At 46.2% G+C, this 3,505-nt stretch carries 4 protein-coding genes and 1 pseudogene; all 5 read right to left on the bottom strand.

What is annotated here, in order from left to right; all coding sequences use genetic code 11:
- Positions 1-285, bottom strand: a pseudogene (locus DXC04_RS15010) (sensor histidine kinase); the annotation flags it as partial.
- Entirely contained in the window at positions 278-955 is a 678-nt protein-coding gene (locus DXC04_RS15005; protein ID WP_118661310.1) for a response regulator transcription factor, read from the bottom strand. The gene DXC04_RS15005 and the pseudogene DXC04_RS15010, both read right to left, overlap by 8 nt.
- 16 nt (positions 956-971) lie before the next feature.
- Positions 972-2,144 (bottom strand): hypothetical protein, encoded by a 1,173-nt coding sequence (locus DXC04_RS15000; RefSeq protein ID WP_118661309.1) that lies wholly within the window; start codon positions 2,142-2,144, stop codon positions 972-974.
- 33 nt (positions 2,145-2,177) lie between these two features.
- The gene (locus DXC04_RS14995; protein ID WP_118661308.1) at positions 2,178-2,621 is read right to left on the bottom strand and encodes a GNAT family N-acetyltransferase; all 444 of its coding nucleotides are present in this window, start codon (positions 2,619-2,621) and stop codon (positions 2,178-2,180) included.
- A gap of 9 nt (positions 2,622-2,630) precedes the next feature.
- Positions 2,631-3,505, bottom strand: an 875-nt coding sequence (locus tag DXC04_RS14990) for a DUF6076 domain-containing protein (RefSeq protein WP_243112177.1), incomplete at its 5' end; no start/stop codon positions are given.

Genomic DNA, 3,505 nt, shown 5'->3' with positions numbered 1-3,505 from the left:
TGTCTGGTGGGAGATGTCCGCAATCAAGGTTTTGATTTTGTCTTTTTCCTGCGCTATGTTTTGAGAAGATGCTTCTGCGGCGGAAAGATAGTGCGCAAACTTCGTTTCCAATGCAGATAGCTGGCTTTCATCAAAATTGGTTTCAGAAAAGGAGCCGGTCATGGCAGCGTCCAGCATCCTTTCGATTTCTTCCATCGTTTTTCTGATCTTCCTCCGCTCCCATAATACAGCAGCTATCGCCGCCAGAAAAAATAGCAGTATGATCACAATGCCGGTTTTATTCATCTTTTGTCACCCAGCTATAACCGATTCCGTAGATGGTTTTAATGTATTTCTGTGCGCCAAGCTTATCCCTCAGACGCTTGATCGTAACAGACAAAGCATTTTCATCCACATATTCTGCGCCATCTGTCCAGATCCGGTCGACAAGGTCTCCACGGGTCATGGTTCGACCACGGTTTTCAACAAGCAAACGCAGTAATTTTTGTTCTGTTTTGCTCAATTCCACTTTTGAATCTCCCACATAAAAGGTCATAGCCTCAAAGTCAAAGTGAAATAGATCCATATGGAACGGCGCATTTTTATGGTTTGACGCTTGCTTTCGCAGTTGGGTATTCACCCTTGCCCGCAAAACCGAAAGAGAAAAGGGCTTGGTAATGTAATCATCAGCGCCTCTCTCCAGTCCGTCTACGATATCCAGATCGGTGTCATTGGCAGTCAGCAGAATAACAGGAATATAGGGTGTGTTTTCCTTGACCTCCCGGAGCAGCTCGAGCCCGCTGCCATCCGGCAGATTGATATCCAACAGGATCAGGGATACACCGCCGCAAAGCAGCTGTTCCTTTGCCGCTTTTAGGTCTTGGCAGGAAATGATCTGACGGTCATCTGCTTTCAGTGCTTTACTTAAACCCTGATTCAACCCTATATCATCTTCAATAATCAATAATTGTTCCATGTATCTCACTCCCTCGTTATTCAAAGGCCACCATTATTTCCTTGGGTAATTTTTCGTTCTCACAGTTCAGAAGATAGGCGATTGCTCTGCTTGCAAATTTGTTTGTTTTCACTGTATCCCAATCGGCAAGCAAAATGACCTCTGCCTTGCCGTTCTCAAAATCTAATGATATTTCGCCCCATTCGCCGTCGCAGTCTGCCTGATATTCGTAGATTGCGGCGGCGATTTTCTTTTTTCGCTTAATCTTGGATTTCTGTTTTAGCCGGACTGCATGGATTGCGCCCTCGGCAACCAACAATTCCGTCAACTTGTCCACTGCTTTTCGGTAGGCTCGTTCTGCACCGCTGGCTGTACTGCCCTCAAACATAACCGCCAGTTCTTCAAAGGTGGGGCGGTCTTTCCATGAGCTGACACGCCCACAGGTCATGCAAATTGCTAACCGTTTTTCGAGCAAGGTCTGTTCCCGGTAATTCAGTTTCTCAAATGCCCGCTGCACCTTTTCTGCCTGTATGCCGTTCCAGAGGATATCGGTATAGTTCCAGCTATCGTCAAGGGCTACATCCTCGCCTGTTTCTTCGCCGTCCTCGTCTGTGACATAGAAAGGCTGCTGATTGCGGATTCCACGGACAACTTTCAGATATTCTTCCGCAAGGGCAAGATCGCAGTTGTATTTCTTGGAAAATTCGTTGACCGCATCCTTGGTATTGTGGTACAGCCAAGCCATTGACCGCACCATTTTGTAATTGGTCAGAGAGGACACCGACCATTTTTCTTCGCCCATGCGAAAACGGAGCATAGCATCCCGGATGAACGGGAAAATGTATGTAGCATACTCTGCACCCTTGGCAGGGTCATAGTCCATCAGCTTTTGAAGCATTTGCTCCCGGCAGGAGAGCTTTATATCTATAAATCGGTCTGTGTCGTACAGATCGCCGCCATCCATGCCGAGAAAGGATTTGATACGCTTGTTGAGTTGCGGCTCGTAGTGATGTAGGAAAAACGAAAAATAAAGCAAATTCTTTTCCTGCAAGGCAGACAGGATATATTCATTCAGACTATCTACCTTGGGCGGCTCCGGTTCCAGTTGGAAGATGCGCTCTGCCACATAGGGAATGATGCTATCGCCGTGCGGATTGACATGGTGTTTCGGTATGTATCCGGTCATATTCCATGTAAAATCATTCAGCATAGCGCACCTCCTTCCGGTTTACCATATCAGCATTTAGAACTTTCTTTGCAAATACACCATATCCACCAACTGTACACCACCTTCATATATTGGGTGGTCATAATTGTCTGTAAAGAAATTTGGTATTATGTGAGAAAGGACAAAACCACATTTTTCATAGAATGGTATTGTCAGTGGACTATCGCCCGTTCCAACTTGCAGAACAGCATATTGTCCGCTGTATTTCTCGATGATAAAGTCAATCAAAGCTTTTGCATAGCCTTTGCCTTGATGTTCTGGAACTGTTGCAATGTTCTTAATTTCAAGCACACCATTTCTTTCGCCGGTTATGACACATTCGCTTTTAACTCCATTATCATCGAGGATATACATCCTGCCATTATCAAGATAGCGATCTACCATGTTTTCCTGCTCATCAGCCAATAACAGCAAATCCAGATATTCCTTTTTGTTTTCTGTAACTTCAATAATTTTCATTGTTTATACCTATAAGTTATTTTTATTCAATGCTTCTTTCTTCAAAGCCGCCTGTCCCATCTCTTTTTCGTAATCTCCCTTGGCATAGTCTACATTGCTCAATGCCCGGAGCATCTTATCTTTTGCCAGCTTCTTCATAACCTCCGCAAGATCAGCGTCCAGAGTACCACGCTTCACATAGCGGTTTATGGTATTCAGCCGCTTCTCATAAATCTGTTTCACCGGATGATCGTCCGCAAGCTCCCGTTGTTCTCTGCCTTTTAGGTTGCCGATCTGCCGACAGGTGCGGTGCAGCTTGTCCCCCGGTGCATATCCGCCGCAGTATTTGGTGTGCCTTGCGTTGGTGGTCAGAAACCACTTTCCGCAGATTTTGCATTTCTTCGGTGCATGACCAACACACAGGCCCTCAAAGAGATCAGACCGGAACATCCCCACAAAGGATACATAGTGCATCCGCTTGACCAGCTTCGCAACTTTTTCGCCGGGACGGATGACGGATACATACTGAACGGAATTGTTCAGGGTAGACATCCAGGTATTGCCCTCCGTGATGGAAAACTCCGGCGGGAAATAATTGCCGAACATTCTGGCAAAGCCCTCTGCGGTGCGGTCAGCTTCGTTGCCGTCTGATTTTTCTGCAAAATCAAGCATGGCCGTTTGGTATTCCCCAAGGGAGTAGGCCAGATGCCCGCATACAGCGGTATAGCGCTGGAGCGTGATTGCTTCGGCATAGTTCTGGATTTCTTCAAATTGCAAAGAATTGGTTGCGGCTTTTGTGGCAAACTCCACATATTTCAAGGCATTTTCGGCAGTAAAAACCCTTTCTATCCGTTCTCTGTGCTTTGGTATGTCCATATAAGAGAACGGCGGGGTTTCGCTGAGAG

Origin of the sequence: Dorea sp. OM07-5 (genome assembly GCF_003481355.1) — a bacterium.
Classification (GTDB): domain Bacteria; phylum Bacillota; class Clostridia; order Lachnospirales; family Lachnospiraceae; genus Dorea_D; species Dorea_D hominis.
The sequence above is the reverse complement of the archived record's forward strand: the minus strand, read 5'-3'. Positions and strand labels throughout refer to the sequence as shown.